The sequence below is a fragment of the Streptomyces sp. NPDC002888 genome (genome assembly GCF_042888465.1).
GTDB lineage: Bacteria > Actinomycetota > Actinomycetes > Streptomycetales > Streptomycetaceae > Streptomyces.
On record NZ_JBIAPU010000001.1, the window covers coordinates 328785 to 349358 of the forward strand.

Here is a 20574-nt window from a genome sequence, read left to right on the forward strand (position 1 = left end):
CGGGTCAGGCCGCCGCGTGGGGGGCCGGCGCCATGTGGTCGCTGAACCAGGCCCGGGCCAGATCCGTGACGTGTTCCAGGGCGCCGGGCTCCGCGAACAGGTGGGTGGCGCCGGGGACGACCGCGAGCCGGTTCTCGCAGTGCAGCCGGGACTGTGCCTCCCGGTTCAGTTCGAGCACCGTCTCGTCCTGCCCTCCGACGATCAACAGCGTGGGGGCCGTCACCCCTGACAACCGTGGCCCCGCCAGGTCCGGCCGACCGCCCCGGGAGACGACCGCGGCGAGCCGGGCGCCCGGCTCGGCGGCTGCCCACAGTGCGGCGGCCGCGCCGGTGCTGGCGCCGAAGTACCCGACCGGGAGCCCTTCGGTCCCGGGCTGTCCGTGCAGCCAGCGGGTGGCCTCCGCCAACCGCCGGGCCAGCAGGCCGGTGTCGAAGACGTTGGCCCGGTCGGTCTCCTCCTCCTCTGTGAGCAGGTCGAACAGCAGGGTGCCCAGCCCGGCACGGCGCAGTCCGGCGGCGACGAACCGGTTGCGGGGGCTGTGCCGGCTGCTGCCACTGCCGTGTGCGAACGCCACGACCCCGGGCGCGCCCCCGGGCACCGTGAGCCACCCGGGCAGCACCGCCGCACCGGCGCGCACGTCCACCTCCCGGTCCTCGGGCAGGACGTGGTCCGAGGCGGGGCGGCGCTCGCGCACCGGGCGGGCGAGGGCGGCTTCCAGGCAGGCGACGACCTCACGGTCGTCGGTCTGGGTGAAGTCGCCGTAGTAGGGGCCGATCGCGAAGAAGTCCCATGGGGTGTGCAGGCACACGAGTTCGTCGGCGTCGTCGCCCAGCCGCTCGGTCCAGTCCGGCGGCGCCACGGGGGCCGCCAGCACGATCCGCGCCGCTCCTCGCGCACGGGCGATCCAGCAGGCCGCGCGCGCCGTCGACCCCGTGGCCACCCCGTCGTCGACGACCACGGCCGTGCGGCCCCTGAGCCCGACCGCTGCCCTGCTGCCCCGATAGCGCCGGGCGCGGTTCTCCAGCACCGCGCGCTCACGCTCCTCGACCCGGGCCAGCGCGTCCGGGGTGACGCCGCGTATCACGTCGTGGTTGATCACGCGCGCACCGCTCTCGCCGATCGCGCCCATGCCCAGCTCCGGCTGGGTCGGCACGCCGAGTTTGCGCACCAGGCAGACGTCCAGGGGCGCGCCCAGCGCCTCGGCGACCTCAGCGGCGACGGGAACGCCTCCGCGGGGCAGTCCCAGCACCACCACGTCGGCACTCTCGAGGTGCCTCAGCCGGTCGGCCAGCTGCCGGCCGGCGTCACGACGATCGGTGAAGTACACGGTCCGGCCCTCCTCACACCGCCCCGCACCTCCATCCTCACCCCTGCGGAAACGAAGCGCAGCACCGCGCGAAGCGCACTCCCCGCGCGGTTCTTAGACTGTGAGACATGGTCCGGCCCAACGACGAGGTCGAGGCACTCCTCCAGGAGTACGCGGACCTCATCGCCGTCACCGCAGGCGACGCGTTCAAGGCCCGCGCCTACGAGAAGGCGGCGCGCGCGATCGGCGGGCACCCGTGCGACGTCTCCCGCCTCGATGCCGCGGGCCTGCGTGAGATCCCGGGCGTGGGCAGGTCGATCGCCGAGAAGGTCGTGGAGTACTTCCGTACCGGCACCGTCGTGGCGGTCGAGGAGCGGCGGGCCGAGATCCCCGCCGGGGTACGGCAGCTCATGACCATCCCCACCCTCGGTCCGAAGAAGGCGATGACGCTCTACGAGGACCTGCGCGTCTCCTCGGTGGGCGAGCTGATTGACGCCATCAAGGAGGAGCGGCTGCGTGATCTGAAGGGCTTCGGGGAGCGGACCGAGGAGAACATCCTGCACGGCATCGCCCTCATGCGGCAGGCGGGAGAGCGGATCCTGCTCAGCACCGCCACGGAGGCCGCCGAGGATATCGTCGCGGCGCTCTCCGGGATCACCGGCTGTGAGAGCTGCGCGTACGCCGGATCGCTGCGCCGCATGCGGGCGACCATCGGCGACATCGACGTCCTGGTGGCCGCCGACCGGTCGGCTCCCTTCATGGACGCGCTCACCGAACTGCCCGCCACCGCGGAGGTCGTCGCGCACGGCCGGAGGAAGACCTCGGTCCGCACCGTCCGGGGCGTCCAGGTCGACCTGCGGGTGGTGCCACCGGACTCGTGGGGCGCGGCCCTCCAGTACTTCACCGGCTCGAAGGCGCACAACATCCACACCCGCACGATCGCCGTCCGCCTGGGGCTGAAGCTCTCCGAGTACGGCCTGTTCGAGACCGAGGGCGGCCGGCGGGTCGCCTCCCGGTCCGAGGACGAGGTGTACGCCAGGCTCGGCCTGCCCTGGATCCCGCCCACGCTGCGCGAGGACCGCGGGGAGATCGAAGCGGGCCTGCGCGGCGAGCTGCCCGAGGTGGTGACCGAGGGCGACCTCAAAGGTGATCTGCACACCCACACCGACCTCACCGACGGTCTCGCCCCGCTGGAGGAGATGGTGGCGGCGGCCGCCGAGCGGGGGTACGCGTACTACGCGGTCACCGACCACGCGCCGAACATGTACATGCAGCGCATGACCGACGCGAAGATCCTCGCTCAGCGCGAGCGCGTGCGGTCACTGGACGGCGCCCACCACGGGATGCGGCTGCTGCACGGTACCGAGCTCAACATCGGACCCGAAGGTGAGGTGGACTGGGCCGACGCGTTCCTCGAAGGCTTCGATCTCTGCGTGGCCTCGGTGCACTCCCACTTCGGCATCGGCCGCGGGGCGATGACCCGGCGGATCGTACGCGCCTGCGAGAACCCTCACATCAACGTCATCGGCCACCCCACCACCCGTCTGATCGGCAGACGGCCCGGCATCGACGCCGACCTCGACGAGGTGTTCGCCGCCTGTGCCCGCACGGGTACGGCGCTGGAGGTCAACGCCCAGCCCGACCGGCTGGACCTGCGCGACGAGGACATCCTCCGGGCCCGCGGTCTGGGGGCGAAGTTCGCCGTCGACAGCGACGCCCACTCCCTGCGCGACCTCGCGTACATCCGCTACGGAATCGGCATGGCACAGCGCGGATGGCTCACCCCGGACGACGTGATCAACACCTGGCCGCTGCGGCGGCTGCGCCGGTTCCTGCGCAAGGACCGGACGAACTGAGGCACCCTCCGGTGCCGCACGGCGCGCGCTCCGGTGTCACGTACCGGACATAACCGGACACGTGACTTATCGTCAACCGGCCTCCGTCACCGCGTCGGTACGGAGCGAGTTCGCACTTCCGCACTACAGAGACTCATGTGAAACTGTCGTCCCGTCCGCAGTGCGGACTCCTTCCGCACCGTCCCCCACGAAAAGTGCGCCGTGCGTTCTCTCCCCCTGCCGCTCACCCTGACCGCGCGCCTGTCCCCCGTCGCCGTGCTCGCCTGCGCGGGCTGGGCGCTGACGTCCGGCCCACTCGCCCCGGCACCGGCCGCCGAGCACGGGTCGGCCGCCAGGACGGGCACGCAGTCGTCGGCCTCGGCACCGTCGACCGAGGCGGAGACCAAGACGTACGCCGCGGCCCCCGCGCCGTGCACGAGTGTGGCCACGAGCACGGTGAAGGCACTCGTGCCGGGTGCCAAGCAGGCCGGCAAGGAGATCCCCTCGACGGACACGAAGGTGCGCCGCACCTGCTCGTGGAACGCGCTCAAGGGGTACGACTACCGCTGGCTCGACGTCTCCTACGAGATCACCGACTCGGACGACGAGGCGACGGAGTCCTACACGAACCGCGTGAAGGAGAAGAGCGGCGGCGGGGACGTTCCCGGGCTCGGCGACTCCGCGTACTCCATCGTGAACCTCACCACCGAGGACAAACAGCAGACGCGTGAGGGCACGGTGCTGGTCCGCGCGTCCAACGCGCTGGTGATCATCACCTACAACGGCAGCGACTTCGAGTCGAAGAAGGCACCCGCTACGGACGTGATCAACAAGGGCGCCATCAAGGCCGCGAAGGACGCGGTGGCAGCGCTGGAGGGCGGCCAGACGAACTGACCGCCCTCCCCACGGGCACGCGTCACGCCTCGGCCGTCTCCCGGCCTCGCAGCAGCATCAGCGCCAGGTACAGCACCATCGAGGTGCCCAGGCCCACCGCCCAGCCGTAGTCGGCGAGCGGCTCCAGGGCGGGAACGGGCCGGCCGTCGATCAGCGGCTTGAAGCTGGCGCCGCCGACCGCCAGCACACCGCCCACCAGGAAGGCGACGACGGCCCGCCAGTTCCAGCCGCCCTCGTACCAGTAGCGGCCGCCGCTGCGGTAGAGGTCCGCGAGGACCAGTCGGCCTCTGCGCAGGATCCAGTAGTCGGCGATGAGGATGCCGGCGACCGTGCCGAGCAGACCGCCGACCAGGCCGAGCCAGGTGAAGATGTAGCCCTGCGGGTCGGAGTACAGCTTCCACGGGAAGATCAGCACACCGAGGACGCAGGTCGCGAGCGCGCCGGTCCGGAAACTGATTTTCCGGGGCGCGATGTTGGAGAAGTCGAAGGCAGGCGAGACGAGGTTGGCCGCGATGTTCACGGACAGCGTCGCCACCAGCACGGTCACCAGCGCGAAGAGCAGGCCCACGACGTTGTCCGTCTTCGCGGCGAGCTGTACCGGGTCCCAGATCGTCTCGCCGTACACGGCCTGCGAACCGGAGGTCACCATCACCGACAGCAGCGCGAACAGCGTCATCGTCGTGGGCAGACCGAGCGCCTGACCCCACGTCTGCGCCTTCTGGCTCTTGCCGTAACGGGTGAAGTCCGGAATGTTCAACGAGAGCGTCGACCAGAAGCCGATCATGCCCATGAGGGAGGGCCAGAACAGCTTCCAGAAGTCACCGCCCCAGCCGAGCTTGGACGGCTGGTCGAGCAGCGGGCCGAAGCCGCCCGCCTTGTTGCTCATCCAGATCAGCATCACGAGCGCGCCGACGAGCACGAAGGGCGCCGCCCAGTTCTCGAAGCGGCGGATCGTCTCCATGCCCCGGTAGATGATCGCGACCTGGAGCACCCAGAAGATCGCGAACGACAGCCACATCGTCCACGCGTAGCCGCCGACCTTGGCGACGTCGGTCCAGCCGCTGCCGATCAGCTTCCCGGCGAGGAAGTAGATCGCCTCACCGCCGATCCAGGTCTGGATGCCGAACCAGCCGCACGCCACCAACGCCCGTACGACGGCGGGCAGGTTGGCGCCGCGGATGCCGAAGGAGGCACGGGCGAAGACCGGGAACGGGATGCCGTACTTCGGTCCCGCGTGCCCGGTGAGCAGCATCGGGACCAGCACGATCAGGTTGGCCAGCGCGATCGTCAGCACGGCCTGCTTCCAGTCCATGCCGACCGCGATCAGACCGGAGGCCAGCGTCCACGAGGCCGTGTTGTGGGCCATGCCGACCCACAGCGCGGAGAAGTTGTACGTGGTCCAGGTGCGCTTCTCGACGGGGACCGGCAGCAGGTCCTCGTTGGCGTACGGCCCGCTGGGCGGCGGCGAACCAGGAGCGATCTCCACCCGGCCGTCGGCGAGGGTGACTTGGGCGGACGGCGGTATGGCCGTGGGAGCGGTGTCGGTCATGGGCAGGCCAATCAAACGAGGGGCGGATCCGGAAAGGCCGTGCGGGCTCCGGCCCCCTCCCCCGGGAACTGGGGGGGAGGGGAGAACAGGAGTGGGGGGTTGGGGAGTTGACCAGGAAGTACGTCAGCCGTTGAGGGCCGGGATCACCTGCGTGCCGTACGCGTCGATGACCCTCTCCTGCGCGTCGTGCATGTCGTAGACGGCGAACTGGTCGACGCCCAGCTCGCGCAGCGCGTTCAGCTTCTCGATGTGCTTCTCGACCGGTCCGACGATGCAGAACCGGTCGACGATCTCGTCGGGCACGAACTGGGTGTCCGGGTTGTCGGCACGCCCGTGGTGGGAGTAGTCGTACCCCTCGCGGGCCTTGATGTAGTCGGTGAGTTCGTCGGGTACGGCGGCGGAGTGCTCGCCGTACTTCGACACCAGGTCGGCGACGTGGTTGCCGACCATCCCGCCGAACCACCGGCACTGCTCGCGCGCGTGGGCGAGCGCCTCGGGCGAGTCGTCCTCGGTGACGTAGGCGGGGGCGGCGACGCAGATCTTCACCTCGGACGGGTCACGCCCGGCGGCGACGGCAGCGTCCTTGACCGCCTTCACCATGTACTCGGTGAGGTACAGGTCGGCGAGCTGGAGGATGAACCCGTCGGCCTCCTCACCGGTCATCTTCAGCGCCTTGGGCCCATACGCGGCCATCCAGACGGGGAGTTCTGCGCCCGGCTTGATCCACGGGAAGCTGATCACCGTACCGCCGAGATCGGCCTCACCCCCGCTCCCGAGGGCGCGGATGACCTTCATCGCCTCGCTGATACGGGCCAGCGTGTTGGGCTTGCGGCCCGCGACACGCATCGCGGAGTCGCCGCGGCCGATGCCGCAGACGGTGCGGTTGCCGAACATGTCGTTGAGGGTGGCGAAGGTGGAGGCGGTGACCTCCCAGGTGCGGGTGCCCGGGTTGGTGACCATCGGGCCGACCGTCAAACTCGTGGTGTTGGAGAGGATCTGGCTGTAGATCACGAACGGCTCCTGCCAGAGCACGGCGGAGTCGAACGTCCAGCCGTAGGTGAAGCCGTTGCGCTCGGCCCGCTTCATCAGGCTGACGACCTTCGAGGCCGGCGGGTCGGTCTGCAGGACGAGTCCGAAGTCCATGGCGCCACTCCTAGTTGAGGTACTGACAGGTGGACCGCGGGGTGTAGACGCCGTGACCCGCGCGCCCGGTGAACTCCCGCTCGGTGATGACGGGTTCGCCGCGCGAGAGCACCGTCTCGACACGGCCGGTGACGCTCCTGCCCTCGTACGCCGAGTAGTCGACGTTCATGTGGTGAGTCACGGCGGACAGGACCTGCTCGGCGGCCGGGTCGTAGATCACGACGTCGGCGTCGGCGCCCGGCGCGATGGTGCCCTTCTTCGGGTACAGGCCGAACATGCGGGCCGGGGTGGCGCAGGCGATCTCGATCCAGCGGCGGCGCGAGAGGTGCCCGTCGACGACGGCCTGGTGGAGCAGGTCCATACGGTTCTCCACGCCCGGCAGGCCGTTGGGGATCTTGGAGAAGTCGCCCCGGCCGAGCTCCTTCTGGCCCACGAAGCAGAAGGGGCAGTGGTCGGTGGAGACCACCTGGAGGTCGTTGGTGCGCAGGCCCCGCCACAGCGCGGCCTGGTGCTCCTTCGGCCTGAGCGGGGTCGAGCACACGTACTTGGCGCCCTCGAAGTCGGGCTCCGCGAGGTTGTCGGTCGACAGGAACAGGTACTGCGGGCAGGTCTCGCCGAAGACGTTCAGCCCCTCGTCGCGGGCCCTCGCCAGCTCGGCGACCGCCTCCTGCGCCGAGACGTGCACGACGTACAGCGGTGCGCCGGCGACCTGCGCGAGCTTGATCGCGCGGTGGGTGGCTTCGGCCTCCAGGAGGGCCTTGCGGACCTCGCCGTGGTAGCGCGGGTCGGTCTCGCCGCGGGCGAGGGCCTGCTCCACGAGCACGTCGATGGCGATGCCGTTCTCGGCGTGCATCATGATCAGCCCGCCGTTCTCGGCGGAGCGCTGCATGGCGCGCAGGATCTGGCCGTCGTCGCTGTAGAAGACGCCCGGGTAGGCCATGAACTGCTTGAAGGAGGTGACGCCCTCCTCGACGAGGTGGTCCATCTCCTTGAGCGTCCCCTGGTGCACATCGGAGACGATCATGTGGAATCCGTAGTCGATCGCGCAGTTGCCCTCGGCCTTGGCGTGCCAGGCGTCCAGGCCCTCGCGCAGGGTGTGGCCGACGCTCTGCACCGCGAAGTCGACGATCGTCGTCGTGCCGCCCCAGGCGGCGGCCCGGGTGCCGGTCTCGAAGGTGTCGGAGGCGAAGGTGCCGCCGAACGGCAGCTCCATGTGGGTGTGGGCGTCGACGCCGCCCGGGATGACGTACTTCCCGGTCGCGTCGATGACCCGCTCGGCCGTCCAGGCCTCGGCGGCCGGGGTGCCGGATGCGGCGAGGGCGGCGATACGGCCGTCCTCGATCAGGACGTCGGCGTGGATCTCGTCGGACGCGGTGATGACGAGACCGCCGCGGATGACTGTACGGCTGCTCATGGGTTGACTCCGCTGGGTTGTGGTCGGGTGCGGGTCGTCTGTGGCTGGTCGCGCAGTTCCCCGCGCCCCTCAAGCCACCAGGGGCGCAGGGAACTGCCAGGTCACGGTGCCGTCAGCGGGGCGTACGCGTCCGGGCGGCGGTCGCGGAAGAACTGCCAGCGGTCGCGGACCTCGCGGAGCTTGGCCAGGTCCAGGTCGCGGACCACCAGCTCGGTCTCCTTGTCGCCGGCGACCTCGCCGACGAACTGGGCCTCCGGGTCGACGAAGTAGCTCGTCCCGTAGAAGTCGTTGTCGCCCAGGTCCTCGACACCGACCCGGTTGATCGCGCCGACGAAGTACTCGTTGGCGACGGCCGCCGCCGGCTGCTCCAGCTGCCACAGGTAGCGCGAGAGTCCGCGTGAGGTGGCCGACGGGTTGAAGACGATCTCGGCGCCCGCCAGCCCCAGCGCCCGCCAGCCCTCCGGGAAGTGACGGTCGTAGCAGATGTAGACGCCGATCTTGCCCACGGCGGTCTCGAAGACCGGCCAGCCGACGTTTCCCGGGCGGAAGTAGAACTTCTCCCAGAAGCCGGGGACCTGAGGGATGTGGTGCTTGCGGTACTTGCCGAGGTACGAGCCGTCCGCGTCGATCACGGCCGCGGTGTTGTAGAGGACGCCGGGCTGCTCCTCCTCGTACATCGGCAGGACCAGGACGATGCCCAGTTCCTTCGCGAGCGCCTGGAAGCGCTTGACGATCGGGCCGTCGGGGATCTGCTCCGCGTACTCGTAGAACGCCTTGTCCTGGACCTGGCAGAAGTAGGGCCCGTAGAACAGCTCCTGGAAGCACAGGACCTGAGCACCCTGCGCGGCCGCGTCGCGGGCCGCCTGCTCGTGGACCTGGATCATCGATTCCTTGTCGCCGGTCCAGGCGGTCTGGAAGAGGGCGGCACGGATCACTCTGCTCATCGGGACCTCCGGTCGCTGGGTGTGCGAGAAGGCTAGGAAGTCCCCATGCAGGCTTTGAGTTGCACCGTGTCACGTCTGCGGGCGTGCGGCGTGCCACGGTGTCACGCCTTCGCCGTCCCATGTTTCACCGCCGTTTTCCCAGGTCGTCGCATGTTTCACCCCTGTTGCGCGTCGTGCGCGAGGAGCGCGATGTGCACCGACGCGGCCTGCTCGAAGTCGTCGAGGTCGACGCCGAGCCGGGCCTGTATCGCCTCCAGGCGGCGGTACAGCGCGGGCCGGGAGACGTGGTGGAGCTGGGCGGTGCGGGACTTGTTGCGGCCGGTGGCGAGATAGGTCCGCAGGACGGACAGCAGGTCCTCGTCGGCTGCGCACAGCAGCCCGTCCAGCTCCCGCTCCGCGAAGGACTGCACCTGCGGGTCGTCCCGCAGCAGCCGTACCAGCCCGCGCAGATGGACGTCCCGCAGCCGTACGACGGCCGGCAGGTCCAGCGCGGCCGAGGAATCCGCCACGGCGTCCGCGACGTGCTGCGCCTCGCGCAGTCCGGCGGGCACGTCGTCCCAGGCGGTACGGGCGTCGGCGGCGGCGACCGTACGGACGGTCCCGGACTCGGTGCGCAGCCGGGCGGCGAAGTGCGCCGTCAGCGCCTGGGCATCCTGGTCGCGGGCGAGGCTCAGCAGCACGGCGATCGCCCCCTCGGCCAGCTCGGCGACGAGCCCGGAGAGCCCCACCATGCGCAGTACGCGGTCGAGTTGGGCCAGATCGCCGTCGCGGACGACGAGCGGGACGAACGTGCGCCGGTTGACGGGCAGTCCGGCGGCCCGCGCGCGGGGCAGCAGCTGCCTGGCCGGTACGACCCCGGAGACCAGGTCGGTCAGCAGGCTCTGCGCGGACTGCTCCTCCCAGGTGTGGGCGGAGTTGCCGCCGAGCATGCGGTGCAGGACGAGGGCCTCGGCGGCGCGGTCGGCGAGGAGTCGTCCGGCGGCGGTGTCGCCGCGGTACCCGCACAGCATGATCCGGCCCCACCGCTCTCCACGTCCCGCCAACTCCGCCCGGATCCAGCCGTCGCCCTCGCTGCCGCCGGCCTGGCGGGCGATGCGCTCCCAGTCGCGCAGCACGTCGTCCACCGCCGGCCGCTCCCCCGCGGTGGCGAGGACGCGGTGGGCGAGGTTGGTGACGACGACGGGGCAGGCGCTGTGCTGGGCGACCTCGTCGAGGAGGCGTTGCAGCGGGGCGCCCGCGGTGATGAGCCCGGTCAGCGCCGTGCGGACGGACTCGGAGAGGCTGACGGCTGCGAACTTCCGCCGTACCAGGCGGGCTTGGACCTCCTCCGTCAGCTCGGCGAAGGGGAAGGGCCGGTGCAGCACGATCAGGGGCAGCCCGCACCGCTCGGCGGCCCGGCGCATCACCTCCGGCGGGGCGGGGAAGGCGCGGCCGAGTCCGAGGACGACGGCCGCTGCCTCCGCGCGGTGCAGCGACTGGATGTACTCGGCCTGCGCGCCGTCGTCCCCGGCGAGCAGCACCCCGGTGGTGAGCACCATCTCGCCGCCGCTGAGCATCACGCCGACGTCGGGTGCCTCGGCGACGTGCACCCAGCGCACCGGCCGGTCCAGCTGGCCGGCGCCGGCCACCACCTCGGGCTCCCCGGCCAGCACCCGTTCCAGGCCGAGGACCTGGCGGACCGACAGGGCGGGTTCCGGGGGTTCCGTGGGCTCCAGCGGTCCCAGCGGCTCCAGGATGGCGGTCATGACGATGATCCCTTGCTGTGCTCTGTGACTACGGGGTGCTCCTCAGAGCGTGTTCGAGGATCGCGGCGCCCTCCTCGGCCTCCGCGACGGTGAGGGACAGCGGCGGGGCGATGCGCAGGGCGCTGGTGTTGTGGCCGCCGCCCTTGCCGATCAGCAGCCCGCCCTCACGGGCCGCCTCCAGCACCGCGGCGGCGCGCTCCGGGTCGGCCTCGTCCGTGCCGGGTTTGACCAGCTCGACGCCGAGCATCAGTCCCCGGCCGCGCACCTCCCGTACGCCCGGCACCTGGGCGGCGAACGCCCGCAGCCGCTCGATGAGCAGTCCGCCGACCCGGCGGGCGTTGCCCTGGAGGTCGTGTTCCAGGAGGTAGGCGAGGTTGGCGAGGCCCGCGACCATGGTGACCTGGGTGCCGCCGAACGTCGAGATGCTGTTGGCGTCCAGGCAGTTCATGATCTCCGAGCGGGCGATCACGCCGCCGATGGACGTGCCGTTGCCGATGCCCTTGGCGAAGGTGACGATGTCCGGCGGGCCGCTCTGCCCGTGGGCCTGCCAGCCCCAGAAGTGCTCGCCGGTGCGTCCCCAGCCGGTCTGCACCTCGTCGGCGATCCACAGGATGCCGCGCTCCTGAAGCACCTCGCGGAAGGCGGCGTACAGGCCGTCCGGAGGTGAGGTGAAGCCGCCGACGCCCTGGATGGGCTCGGCGATCAGGGCGGCGGGCGGGCGGGTGTGGCCGAGCAGGTCCCTGAGGTCGTCGACGCAGGCCGCGACGAAGGCGTCGTCGTCGAGGTCGGCGTAGGGGCCTCGGGTGCGTACACCGCCGTGGACGTACAGCGTCTGCAGGGGTGACAGGGAGGTCGGGGACCAGCCGCGGTTGCCGGTGATGCCGACCGCGCTGAAGGAGCGGCCGTGGTAGCTGTTGCGCATCGCCAGGACCGTGTTGCTGCTGCGGTACGTCGTCGCCAGCAGCAGGGCCGTGTCGTTGGCCTCGGTGCCGGAGGTGGTGAAGAAGACGCGCGCGTCGGGGATGCCGCTCAACTGGGCGATCCGCTCGGCGAGTTCGACCATCGGCCGGTTGAGGTACAGGGTCGAGGAGTGGATGATCCGCCCAGCCTGTTCGCTGACCGCCTTGGTCACCTCGGGCAGGGCGTGCGCGGTCATGGTGGTGAGGATGCCGCCGAAGAAGTCGAGGTACCTGTTGCCGTCGGCGTCCCAGACGTGGCGGCCCTCCCCGTGCGTGATCTCCAGCGGGTCCTCGTAGTAGAGGGCGAGCCAGTCCGGCATGACGCCCCGGTGCCGGGCGTAGAGGTCGCTCATGGCTGCACCAGCCCTTCGTAGGCGTCGGGGCGGCGGTCGCGGTAGAAGGCCCACGTCTGCCGCACTTCCTCGATGAGGTCGAAGTCGAGGTCGCGGACGACGAGTTCCTCCGCCTTGTCGCCGGCGACGTCCCCGACGAACTGGCCGCGCGGGTCGACGAAGTAGCTCGTCCCGTAGAAGTCGTTGTCGCCGTACTCCTCGACGCCGACGCGGTTGATCGCGGCGATGAAGTACTCGTTGGCGACGGCCGCGGCGGGCTGTTCCAGGCGCCAGAGGTGGGAGGAGAGTCCGCGGTGGGTGGCGGAGGGGTTGTAGACGAGCTGGGCGCCGTTGATCCCGAGCTGCCGCCATCCTTCGGGGAAGTGCCGGTCGTAGCAGATGTACACGCCGACCTTCCCGACGGCGGTGTCGAAGACGGGCCAGCCGATGTTGCCCGGTCTGAAGTAGTACTTCTCCCAGAAGCCCTTGACCTGCGGGATGTGGTGCTTGCGGTACTTGCCGAGGTAGGAGCCGTCGGCGTCGATCACCGCGGCGGTGTTGTAGTAGAAGCCCGACTGTTCGATCTCGAACACCGGTACGACGACGACCATGCCGGTCTCCCGGGCGAGCTCCTGCATACGACGCACCGTGGGCCCGTCCGGGACCGGCTCGGCCCAGCGGTAGTGCTCCGGGTCCTGGACCTGGCAGAAGTAGGGCGCGTTGAAGACTTCCTGGAACCCGATGATCCTGGCCCCCTGGCGGGCCGCCTCGCGGGCGTGCTCCTCGTGCTTCGCCACCATGGACTCGGTGTCGCCGGTCCAGGTGGCCTGCACCAGAGCGGCACGAACGACGTTGGCCATGAGCTGCTCCTTCGACGGGACGCCAGAGCCTCTACGCCCGTAGAAAGCAGGCCGTAGAGGCACGAACGTAAGCCTCACCGGCAGCCTTGCCAAGACCATCGCCGTTAACCCGCTGAGTCGATCCCGTTTCACACTCCTGTGGGTGAGTGCTGGTGCGCGTGAGAGCTGTGCGCCGGGTGGGGCGTCAGGCGGCGTGGCCGGCGACCCGGAGGGCGTGGACCAGGTCCCAGTGACGCTCGTCCGAGACGCCGCGCGCGGCCTCCACCAGCAGCGGGACGAGGGTCTGCGGGTCGGCGTCGGCGCTGCGGGCCGCCTCCTCGGGGGTACGGACGCGGACGTACGCGTCGAGCAGCGCACGCACCTCACGCCGGCGCCCCTGCGCGGCCAGCCCCAGGACGGCCTCCCCGATCTCCGCCGCGGGCCGGGCGACGCCCTGGCGCAGGATCTGCTCCCCGTCGGACGTGCGCCCCGCCGCGGCCAGCGCGTCCGCCGCGGCGACGAGCCGGTCCGCGGGCAGTGAGGCCGCCTCCCAGAGCAGCGTCGCCCAGTCCGCGCCGAGACCGGCGTGCTGGAGCTGCGCCGCGAGCAGCGGGAAGCGGGCGGCCGGCCAGTACGCGATCTCCACCAGCAGCGCGTGCGCCTCACCGCTGCGGCTCTCCTCGCGCAGGCGGATCAGCCGCTCCACCGTCTCGGCGGTCTCCCGCCGCGCCGTGTCGTCCACCACCGGCTCGGTCTGCCGCCCCTGCAGCCCCACCGACTCGGCCGCCCCGGCGAACCTGGCTCCCCGCGGGGTACGGCCGGTCGCGGGAGAGGGCGCGGGCAGCGTCGGTACGGTGGCCTCCGGCGGTACGACGGACGCCACGGCGACGTCCTCCTCCACCGCCCCGGCGAAGCGGGCGCTGCCTCGGCGACGCTTGCGCTGCTTGGGGACGGGGGCGGGGGCGGGAGCCGGGGTCTCGGCCTGGGCGGGGACAGGGGCGGGAGTGTCGACAGTGGCCGCGGCAGAGGTTCCGTATCCAGAGGGGTCCTGGGCGCCGAAGCCGCGTACAGCCGCGTCTTGCGCGCCGAAATCACGTGCAGCCGGGTCCTGCGCGCCGTAACCGCCGTGCCCCTCTCCACCGCGAGCCTCGGCGGCACCGGCGGCCCAGGCCGCATGGGCTGCACCGGCGGCAGCGGCCGCACCCCCCGCGCTCCCGGCGGTCCCCCGCCGTATCGCATGTGTGTCCCACACCTGCCCTTCGCCCGTCCGGCGGTCCAACTCGGCCATGCGGGAGCGGAGTTCGGCGCAGCGGGCGGTCGCCCGGTCGTGGTCGTCGCGGGCCCAGGCGTGGTCGAGACGGATCGCGTCGGCGTGGTCCTGGGTCGTGGCGGCGGCGAGCATCCGCCCCAGTTCGGCCTGCCGTTCCACCGCGTATTTCTGCTCTCGGAGCATGACGTCGAGCCGGTCGCCGAGGGCGTCGCGGCCGCCGGGCCGGGCGTCGTACGCGATGAGCGCGGCGGCATGCAGGGAGCGGGCCCGTTCCTTCTCCTGGGTGGCCGCGTGGGGCCCGTACGCCATGGCGAGGTCCTGAAGCAGCGCCTCCATGACGTCCCAGGGCGGCACTTCACGCCCGCCGAGGCAGGCCTGCATCCCCTCGGGGTCGCGCTGCCAGAACACCCCGCACCAGCCGCCGCCCTGGTCCAGGCGCGCCAGCAGACCGTCCAGGTAGTTCGCGAACTCCCGTACTTCTCCCGGGAGTTGATCCACAGCCATCGCTCAACTCCCGCCAGACGGAGCACTCCGGTCCGTAGGCAACACCAGTCGTGTTACAGGCAGGCTACGGTCAGTTTTCAACGGGTGTGCAGGAGTCTCCTTGCGGGATCTTGACCCTTGCGGAAACACCTCACACGCCCGCCGGCACGCACAGCCCCGCCAGCTCGTCCATCGACAGGTCCAGGGCACGGGCCAGGGCCGCCACGGTGAAGAACGCCGGGGTCGGGGCGCGGCCGGTCTCGATCTTGCGGAGCGTCTCCGCGGAGATGCCCGCGCTCGCCGCGACGTCCACCATGCTGCGGCTGCCGCGCGCCTCGCGGAGCAGCCGCCCCAGCCGCTCGCCGCGTTCACGCTCTTCGGGGGTGAGAGGGGTGCGTACCATGCCACCATTCTAATACCGGTATAGTAATTGGCATGGTGGAGCTGAAGACGGACACATCGATTGACGCCATGTACGAGGCGGGCCAGATCGTCGCCAGGGCCCTGACGGCCGTACGCGAGGCCGCGGACGTGGGCGTTTCCCTACTGGAGCTGGACGAACTGGCGCACGACGTACTGCGCGCCGCGGGCGCGACCTCACCGTTCCTCGGCTACCGGCCCTCCTTCGCGCCCACAGCGTTCCCGGCCGTCCTCTGCGCCTCGGTGAACGACGCGATCGTGCACGGCATCCCCACCCGCTACCGCCTGCGCGACGGCGACCTCCTCTCCGCCGACTTCGGCGCCCAGCTCGGCGGCTGGGCCGGCGACTCGGCGATCAGCTTCACCGTCGGCCGTCCGCGCCCCGCCGACCTACGCCTCATCGAGACCGCCGAGCGCGCGCTCGCGGCGGGCATCGAGGCGGCGGTCGTCGGCAACCGCATCGGCGACATCGCCCACGCCATCGGCACCGTCTGCCGCGCCGCCGGCTACGGCATCCCGGACGGCTTCGGCGGCCACGGCATCGGCCGCCACATGCACGAGGACCCCGCGGTCCCGAACGAGGGCCGCCCCGGCCGGGGCCTCCGGCTGCGCCACGGCATGGTCCTCGCCATCGAACCCATGCTCATCGCCGGCGGCACGGACGGCTACCACGAAGCCCCCGACGGCTGGACCCTCAAGACAAACGACGGCTCCCGAGCGGCCCACGCGGAACACACAGTCGCGATCACGGATTCAGGCCCGCGCATTCTCACAGAGCGGTAGCCAGGCCCATCCAGGGGCGCGGGGCTGTGCACATATGCGGCTCCGCCGCGTGGGCGCGATCAACCACAACCAACCCGCACACGCCGAACCACGTCTACCACCCCCGCCCCGGGCGCCCCTGAACATGCCCAACCCCCCGCTTCATGCCAAGGTGAGTTAACGGGCCCAACCGGTGTAGCCCGCCACGGATAGGGCACCCGTCCGCACTGCAACGCAAGTCGATCGAACGGAACGCCATGACCAGCGGCTTCACCAGCCCGGAGGGCTACGGCGACCCCTTCGGCGAATTCCTGGCTCGCTTCTTCGGCGGCCCCCGCCCCGGACCCCGTCAGATCAACATCGGCCAGCTGCTCAGTCAGCCCGCGAGGGAGCTCGTACGCGGCGCCGCCCAGTATGCAGCCGAGCACGGCAGTCGCGATCTGGACACGGAACATCTGCTGCGGGCCGCCCTCGCCGCCGAGCCGACGCGCAGTCTGCTCAGCCGGGCGGGCGCGGACCCCGACTCGCTGGCGACGGAGATCGACGAGCGGTCCGGTCCGGCCCAGCACCCGCCGGGGGAGGTCCCGCCGCCCACCTCGCTGTCCCTGACGCCGGCCGCCAAGCGGGCCCTGCTGGACGCGCACGACCTGGCCCGCTCGCGGGGTGCCGGGCACATCGGCCCGGAGCACGTGCTGAGCGCCCTGGCCTCGAACCCGGACTCCGCGGCCGGGCACATCCTCAACTCGGCCCGGTTCGCGCCCACCGGCCTGCCGCCCGAGGCGCCGGAGACCCCGCAGGCGCGGGCCGAACGGCAGCGGCCCACCGGAACACCCACCCTCGACAAGTACGGCCGCGACCTGACCGAGCTGGCCCGCCAGGGCGGGATAGACCCGGTGATCGGCCGGGACGACGAGATCGAGCAGACGATCGAGGTGCTCTCCCGGCGCGGCAAGAACAACCCGGTGCTCATCGGGGACGCGGGCGTCGGCAAGACCGCCATCGTGGAGGGGCTCGCCCAGCGGATCGCGGACGGTGACGTGCCCGACGTCCTGACCGGCCGCCGTGTGGTCGCCCTGGACCTGACGGGCGTGGTCGCCGGCACCCGCTTCCGCGGGGACTTCGAGGAGCGGCTCAACAACATCGTCGGCGAGATCCGCGCCCACTCCGACCAGCTGATCGTCTTCATCGACGAGCTGCACACCGTCGTCGGCGCCGGGGGCGGCGGCGAGGGCGGTTCGATGGACGCGAGCAACATCCTCAAGCCGGCGCTGGCCCGCGGCGAGCTGCACATCGTCGGCGCCACCACGCTGGAGGAGTACCGACGGATAGAGAAGGACGCGGCGCTCGCCCGCCGTTTCCAGCCGATCCTGGTGCCCGAGCCGTCCGCCGGGGACGCCATCGAGATCCTGCGCGGTCTGCGCGACCGCTACGAGGCCCACCACCAGGTCCGCTACTCCGACGAGGCGCTGGTGGCCGCCGTGGAGCTGTCCGACCGCTATCTCACCGACCGGCGCCTGCCGGACAAGGCCATCGACCTGATCGACCAGGCCGGGGCGCGGGTGCGACTGGGCGCGAGTACGAAGGGCACCGACGTACGCGCCATGGAGCGCGAGCTGGAGCAGCTCGGCCGGGACAAGGACCAGGCCGCCGCGGACGAGCAGTACGAGCAGGCGTCCCAGCTGCGCGACCGGATCGTCGAGCTGAAGGAGCGGATCGCCCTGGCGGCGGGCACCGACGAGGCCGACGAGGGTCTGAACCTGGAGGTGACCGCGGAGGCGATCGCCGAGGTGGTCTCCCGGCAGACCGGCGTCCCCGTCAGCCGCCTCACCCAGGAGGAGAAGGAGCGCCTGCTGGAGCTGGAGGAGCATCTGCACCAGCGGGTCGTGGGCCAGGACGAGGCGGTCAGCGTGGTCGCCGACGCCGTGCTGCGCTCGCGCGCGGGGCTCTCCAGCCCGGACCGGCCGATCGGCAGCTTCCTCTTCCTCGGCCCGACCGGCGTCGGCAAGACCGAGCTGGCCCGCGCGCTCGCGGAGGCCCTGTTCAGCAGCGAGGACCGCATGGTGCGCCTGGACATGAGCGAGTACCAGGAGCGGCACACCGTCAGCCGCCTGGTCGGCGCCCCGCCCGGGTACGTCGGCCACGAGGAGGCCGGGCAGCTCACCGAGGTGGTGCGCAGGCACCCGTACTCGCTGCTGCTGCTCGACGAGGTGGAGAAGGCGCACCCTGACGTCTTCAACATCCTGCTCCAGGTCCTCGACGACGGGCGGCTCACCGACTCCCAGGGCCGCACGGTGGACTTCACCAACACCGTCATCGTCATGACCAGCAACCTCGGCTCGGAGGCGATCACCCGGCGCGGCGCCGGCATCGGGTTCGGGCCGGGCGGCGCCGAGGCCGACGAGGAGGCGCGGCGGGAGCAGATCCTGCGGCCGCTGCGGGAGCACTTCCGGCCGGAGTTCCTCAACCGCATCGACGAGATCGTGGTCTTCCGCCAGCTCACCGGCGACCAACTGCGGCAGATCACCGACCTGTTGCTGGAGAAGACGCGGCGGCTGGTGAACGCGCAGGGCATCACGGTCGAGTTCACGGGCGCGGCCGTCGACTGGCTCGCCGAGCGCGGCTACCAGCCCGAGTACGGCGCCCGCCCGCTGCGCCGCACCATCCAGCGCGAGGTCGACAACCAGATGTCCCGGCTGCTGCTCGACGGACGCGTGACGGAGGGCAGCCGGGTGACGGTCGACGTCGAGGACGGACGCCTGGCGTTCCGCACGGGCGAGGTGCGGCCGGCTCCCGAGCTGTGACGCGCCGGTAAGCCTTTTCCCGCAGCGCGCCGGTGGGCGCTCCCTCAGGAGCGCCCACCTTTGCACGACCGCCTACGACGCCGGATACACCACCATCGCCGAGCCGCCGCCGCGCCGTACCTTCTCCGCGGCGGCCAGCCACTTGCCGCCCGGCAGTCGCTGCACACCCGTGGTCGCGCCGATCTCGGGATTGAGCTTGAAGGAGTGCCCGATGGCCTCCAGCTGTTTCTGCAGCTCGCTTCCGTAGAGGCCGGGTTCGAGCTCGGTCTGGGCCGCGTTGCGCTGGCTGGCGCGCGGCGCGGCGATCGCGTCGACGAGCGGAAGCCTGCGGTCGAGGAACTGGGTCAGGGTCTGCAGCACGGTGGTGATGATGGTCGCGCCGCCCGGTGAACCCAGCGCCACGACCGGCTTGTGGTGCTGGTCGAGCACGATCGTCGGCGAGATCGACGACCGCGGCCGCTTGCCCGGGCCGGGCAGGTTCGGGTCGTGGACGGCCGGGTTGGCCGGGGCGAAGGAGAAGTCGGTCAGCTCGTTGTTGAGGATGAACCCGCGGCCGGGCACGGTGATGCCGCTGCCGCCGGTCTGCTCGATGGTGAGCGTGTAGGCGACGACGTTGCCCCACTTGTCGGCGACCGTGAGATGCGTGGTGTTCTCACCCTCGTACGTCGTCGGCGCCGCCGTGCCGCCCGTCGAGCAGGCCGCCGGATTGCGCGGGTCACCGGGCGCGAGGGGGCTGGTGAGGACCGCGTCGTCCTTGATGAGGCACGCCCGCGAGTCGGCGTACTTCTGCGACAGCAGTTCCTTCGTCGGTACGTCCTCGAAGGCCGGGTCGCCGACCCAGCGCCCACGGTCGGCGAACGCGATACGGCTGGCCTCGATGTAGCGGTGCAGGTACTGGACGTCGCTCGCCTTGGAGAGGTTCGTCCTCTCCAGGATGTTGAGCGCCTCGCCGACGGTGGTCCCGCCGGAGGAGGAGGGCGCGATGGAGTACACCCCGAGGCCGCGGTACGAGGTCTTCGTCGGCGCCTGGAGCTTTGCGCGGTAGGCCGCCAGATCCTTCGTGGACAGGTCGCCCGGGCGGGCGTTCCAGCCCGAGGCCGGGTCCACGGGCGGGTGGTTGACGGTGTCGACGACGTCCTCGCCGATGTCGCCGCGGTAGAGCGCGCCGACGCCCTTCCTGCCCAACTCGGCATAGGTGCGGGCGAGATCGGGGTTCTTGAAGGTGGAGCCGACGACCGGGAGCTGTCCGCCGGGCAGGAACAGCTCGGCGGTGTCCGGGAAGTAGCGGAACCGGGTCTCGTTCGCGGCCGTCTGCGTGCGGAAGGTGTCGTCGACGGTGAAGCCGTCGCGGGCGATCCGCTCGGCGGGCTCGAGGACCGTGCCGAGCTTTCTGCTGCCCCACTTGTCGAGGGCCGTCTGCCAGGTGGCGGGCGTGCCCGGGGTGCCGACGCTGAGGCCGCTGCTGACGGCGTCGGCGAAGGCGAGGGGCTTGCCGTTCTCGACGAAGAGGTCGGAGTCGGCGGTCAGCGGGGCGGTCTCGCGGCCGTCGATGGTGCGCACCGTACGGGACTTGGCGTCGTAGTAGACGAAGTAGCCGCCTCCGCCGATGCCGGACGAGTAGGGCTCGGTGACACCGAGCGCGGCGGCGGTGGCGACGGCCGCGTCGACGGCGTTGCCGCCCTTCCTGAGGACCTCGATGCCGGCGGCGGAGGCGTCCGCGTCGACGCTCGCGACCGCGCCGCCGTAGCCGACGGCCACGGGAACCTTCTGGGCGAGTGTGCTCGGGGCGGCGGGTGGCGCCGTCGCACCCACAGACACCACGGCGGCCGAGACCGCCAGGACCGACAGTTTGCGTGCGACGGGGCGACGCATCCGCAC

General features: G+C 71.3%; 15 protein-coding genes. 4 read left to right on the forward strand and 11 right to left on the reverse strand.

Annotated features, from left to right (window positions below):
• Nucleotides 1–4: 4 nt before the first annotated feature.
• Entirely contained in the window at nt 5–1327 is a 1323-nt protein-coding gene (locus tag ACFYWX_RS01425; protein WP_389421972.1) for a phosphoribosyltransferase family protein, read from the reverse strand.
• 107 nt (nt 1328–1434) lie between these two features.
• Between ACFYWX_RS01425 and polX the strand changes: the two genes are divergently transcribed.
• Both polX and ACFYWX_RS01435 read left to right on the forward strand, forming a co-directional pair.
• Nucleotides 1435–3162: a DNA polymerase/3'-5' exonuclease PolX gene (gene polX / locus ACFYWX_RS01430; RefSeq protein ID WP_389421973.1), complete on the forward strand. Its 1728-nt coding sequence runs from the start codon at nt 1435–1437 to the stop codon at nt 3160–3162.
• A gap of 201 nt (nt 3163–3363) precedes the next feature.
• On the forward strand, nt 3364–4035 hold the full coding sequence (locus tag ACFYWX_RS01435) for a hypothetical protein (protein WP_389421974.1): 672 nt from the start codon (nt 3364–3366) through the stop codon (nt 4033–4035).
• Between the two features lie 22 nt (nt 4036–4057).
• On the opposite strand, the gene ACFYWX_RS01440 is transcribed toward ACFYWX_RS01435, so the two are convergent.
• The 9 genes from ACFYWX_RS01440 to ACFYWX_RS01480 form a co-directional block, all read right to left on the reverse strand.
• Nucleotides 4058–5584: an NCS1 family nucleobase:cation symporter-1 gene (locus tag ACFYWX_RS01440; protein ID WP_389421975.1), complete on the reverse strand. Its 1527-nt coding sequence runs from the start codon at nt 5582–5584 to the stop codon at nt 4058–4060.
• Between the two features lie 123 nt (nt 5585–5707).
• Entirely contained in the window at nt 5708–6727 is a 1020-nt protein-coding gene (locus tag ACFYWX_RS01445) for a TIGR03842 family LLM class F420-dependent oxidoreductase (RefSeq protein ID WP_389421976.1), read from the reverse strand.
• 10 nt (nt 6728–6737) lie between these two features.
• On the reverse strand, nt 6738–8141 hold the full coding sequence (hydA, locus tag ACFYWX_RS01450) for a dihydropyrimidinase (RefSeq protein WP_389421977.1): 1404 nt from the start codon (nt 8139–8141) through the stop codon (nt 6738–6740).
• 101 nt (nt 8142–8242) lie between these two features.
• Nucleotides 8243–9085 (reverse strand): nitrilase-related carbon-nitrogen hydrolase, encoded by an 843-nt coding sequence (locus ACFYWX_RS01455; RefSeq protein WP_389421978.1) that lies wholly within the window; start codon nt 9083–9085, stop codon nt 8243–8245.
• Between the two features lie 155 nt (nt 9086–9240).
• Nucleotides 9241–10830: a PucR family transcriptional regulator gene (locus ACFYWX_RS01460; protein WP_389421979.1), complete on the reverse strand. Its 1590-nt coding sequence runs from the start codon at nt 10828–10830 to the stop codon at nt 9241–9243.
• A gap of 28 nt (nt 10831–10858) precedes the next feature.
• The gene (locus ACFYWX_RS01465; RefSeq protein ID WP_389421980.1) at nt 10859–12142 is read right to left on the reverse strand and encodes an aspartate aminotransferase family protein; all 1284 of its coding nucleotides are present in this window, start codon (nt 12140–12142) and stop codon (nt 10859–10861) included.
• Nucleotides 12139–12981, reverse strand: a complete 843-nt coding sequence (locus tag ACFYWX_RS01470; RefSeq protein WP_389421981.1) for a nitrilase-related carbon-nitrogen hydrolase — start codon at nt 12979–12981, stop codon at nt 12139–12141. The genes ACFYWX_RS01465 and ACFYWX_RS01470 overlap by 4 nt, the downstream gene beginning before the upstream one ends.
• 184 nt (nt 12982–13165) lie before the next feature.
• Entirely contained in the window at nt 13166–14734 is a 1569-nt protein-coding gene (locus ACFYWX_RS01475) for a hypothetical protein (RefSeq protein WP_389421982.1), read from the reverse strand.
• Nucleotides 14735–14864: 130 nt separating this feature from the next.
• On the reverse strand, nt 14865–15116 hold the full coding sequence (locus ACFYWX_RS01480; RefSeq protein ID WP_389421983.1) for a helix-turn-helix domain-containing protein: 252 nt from the start codon (nt 15114–15116) through the stop codon (nt 14865–14867).
• 32 nt (nt 15117–15148) lie between these two features.
• On the opposite strand from ACFYWX_RS01480, the gene map reads away from it, so the two are divergent.
• Both map and ACFYWX_RS01490 read left to right on the forward strand, forming a co-directional pair.
• The gene (map, locus tag ACFYWX_RS01485) at nt 15149–15916 is read left to right on the forward strand and encodes a type I methionyl aminopeptidase (protein WP_389421984.1); all 768 of its coding nucleotides are present in this window, start codon (nt 15149–15151) and stop codon (nt 15914–15916) included.
• 236 nt (nt 15917–16152) lie between these two features.
• On the forward strand, nt 16153–18696 hold the full coding sequence (locus ACFYWX_RS01490; protein ID WP_389421985.1) for an ATP-dependent Clp protease ATP-binding subunit: 2544 nt from the start codon (nt 16153–16155) through the stop codon (nt 18694–18696).
• A 72-nt stretch (nt 18697–18768) separates the two neighbouring features.
• On the opposite strand, the gene ggt is transcribed toward ACFYWX_RS01490, so the two are convergent.
• Entirely contained in the window at nt 18769–20568 is a 1800-nt protein-coding gene (ggt, locus tag ACFYWX_RS01495) for a gamma-glutamyltransferase (RefSeq protein ID WP_389421986.1), read from the reverse strand.
• Nucleotides 20569–20574: the final 6 nt, after the last annotated feature.

Coding starts and splice junctions, on each gene's coding strand:
- polX (WP_389421973.1), top strand. CDS start 1,435: ATGGTCCGGCCCAACGACGAGGTCGAGGCACTCCTCCAGGAGTACGCG.
- ACFYWX_RS01440 (WP_389421975.1), bottom strand. CDS start 5,584: ATGACCGACACCGCTCCCACGGCCATACCGCCGTCCGCCCAAGTCACC.
- ACFYWX_RS01445 (WP_389421976.1), bottom strand. CDS start 6,727: ATGGACTTCGGACTCGTCCTGCAGACCGACCCGCCGGCCTCGAAGGTC.
- hydA (WP_389421977.1), bottom strand. CDS start 8,141: ATGAGCAGCCGTACAGTCATCCGCGGCGGTCTCGTCATCACCGCGTCC.
- ACFYWX_RS01455 (WP_389421978.1), bottom strand. CDS start 9,085: ATGAGCAGAGTGATCCGTGCCGCCCTCTTCCAGACCGCCTGGACCGGC.
- ACFYWX_RS01460 (WP_389421979.1), bottom strand. CDS start 10,830: ATGACCGCCATCCTGGAGCCGCTGGGACCGCTGGAGCCCACGGAACCC.
- ACFYWX_RS01465 (WP_389421980.1), bottom strand. CDS start 12,142: ATGAGCGACCTCTACGCCCGGCACCGGGGCGTCATGCCGGACTGGCTC.
- ACFYWX_RS01470 (WP_389421981.1), bottom strand. CDS start 12,981: ATGGCCAACGTCGTTCGTGCCGCTCTGGTGCAGGCCACCTGGACCGGC.
- ACFYWX_RS01475 (WP_389421982.1), bottom strand. CDS start 14,734: ATGGCTGTGGATCAACTCCCGGGAGAAGTACGGGAGTTCGCGAACTAC.
- ACFYWX_RS01480 (WP_389421983.1), bottom strand. CDS start 15,116: ATGGTACGCACCCCTCTCACCCCCGAAGAGCGTGAACGCGGCGAGCGG.
- map (WP_389421984.1), top strand. CDS start 15,149: ATGGTGGAGCTGAAGACGGACACATCGATTGACGCCATGTACGAGGCG.
- ACFYWX_RS01490 (WP_389421985.1), top strand. CDS start 16,153: ATGACCAGCGGCTTCACCAGCCCGGAGGGCTACGGCGACCCCTTCGGC.
- ggt (WP_389421986.1), bottom strand. CDS start 20,568: ATGCGTCGCCCCGTCGCACGCAAACTGTCGGTCCTGGCGGTCTCGGCC.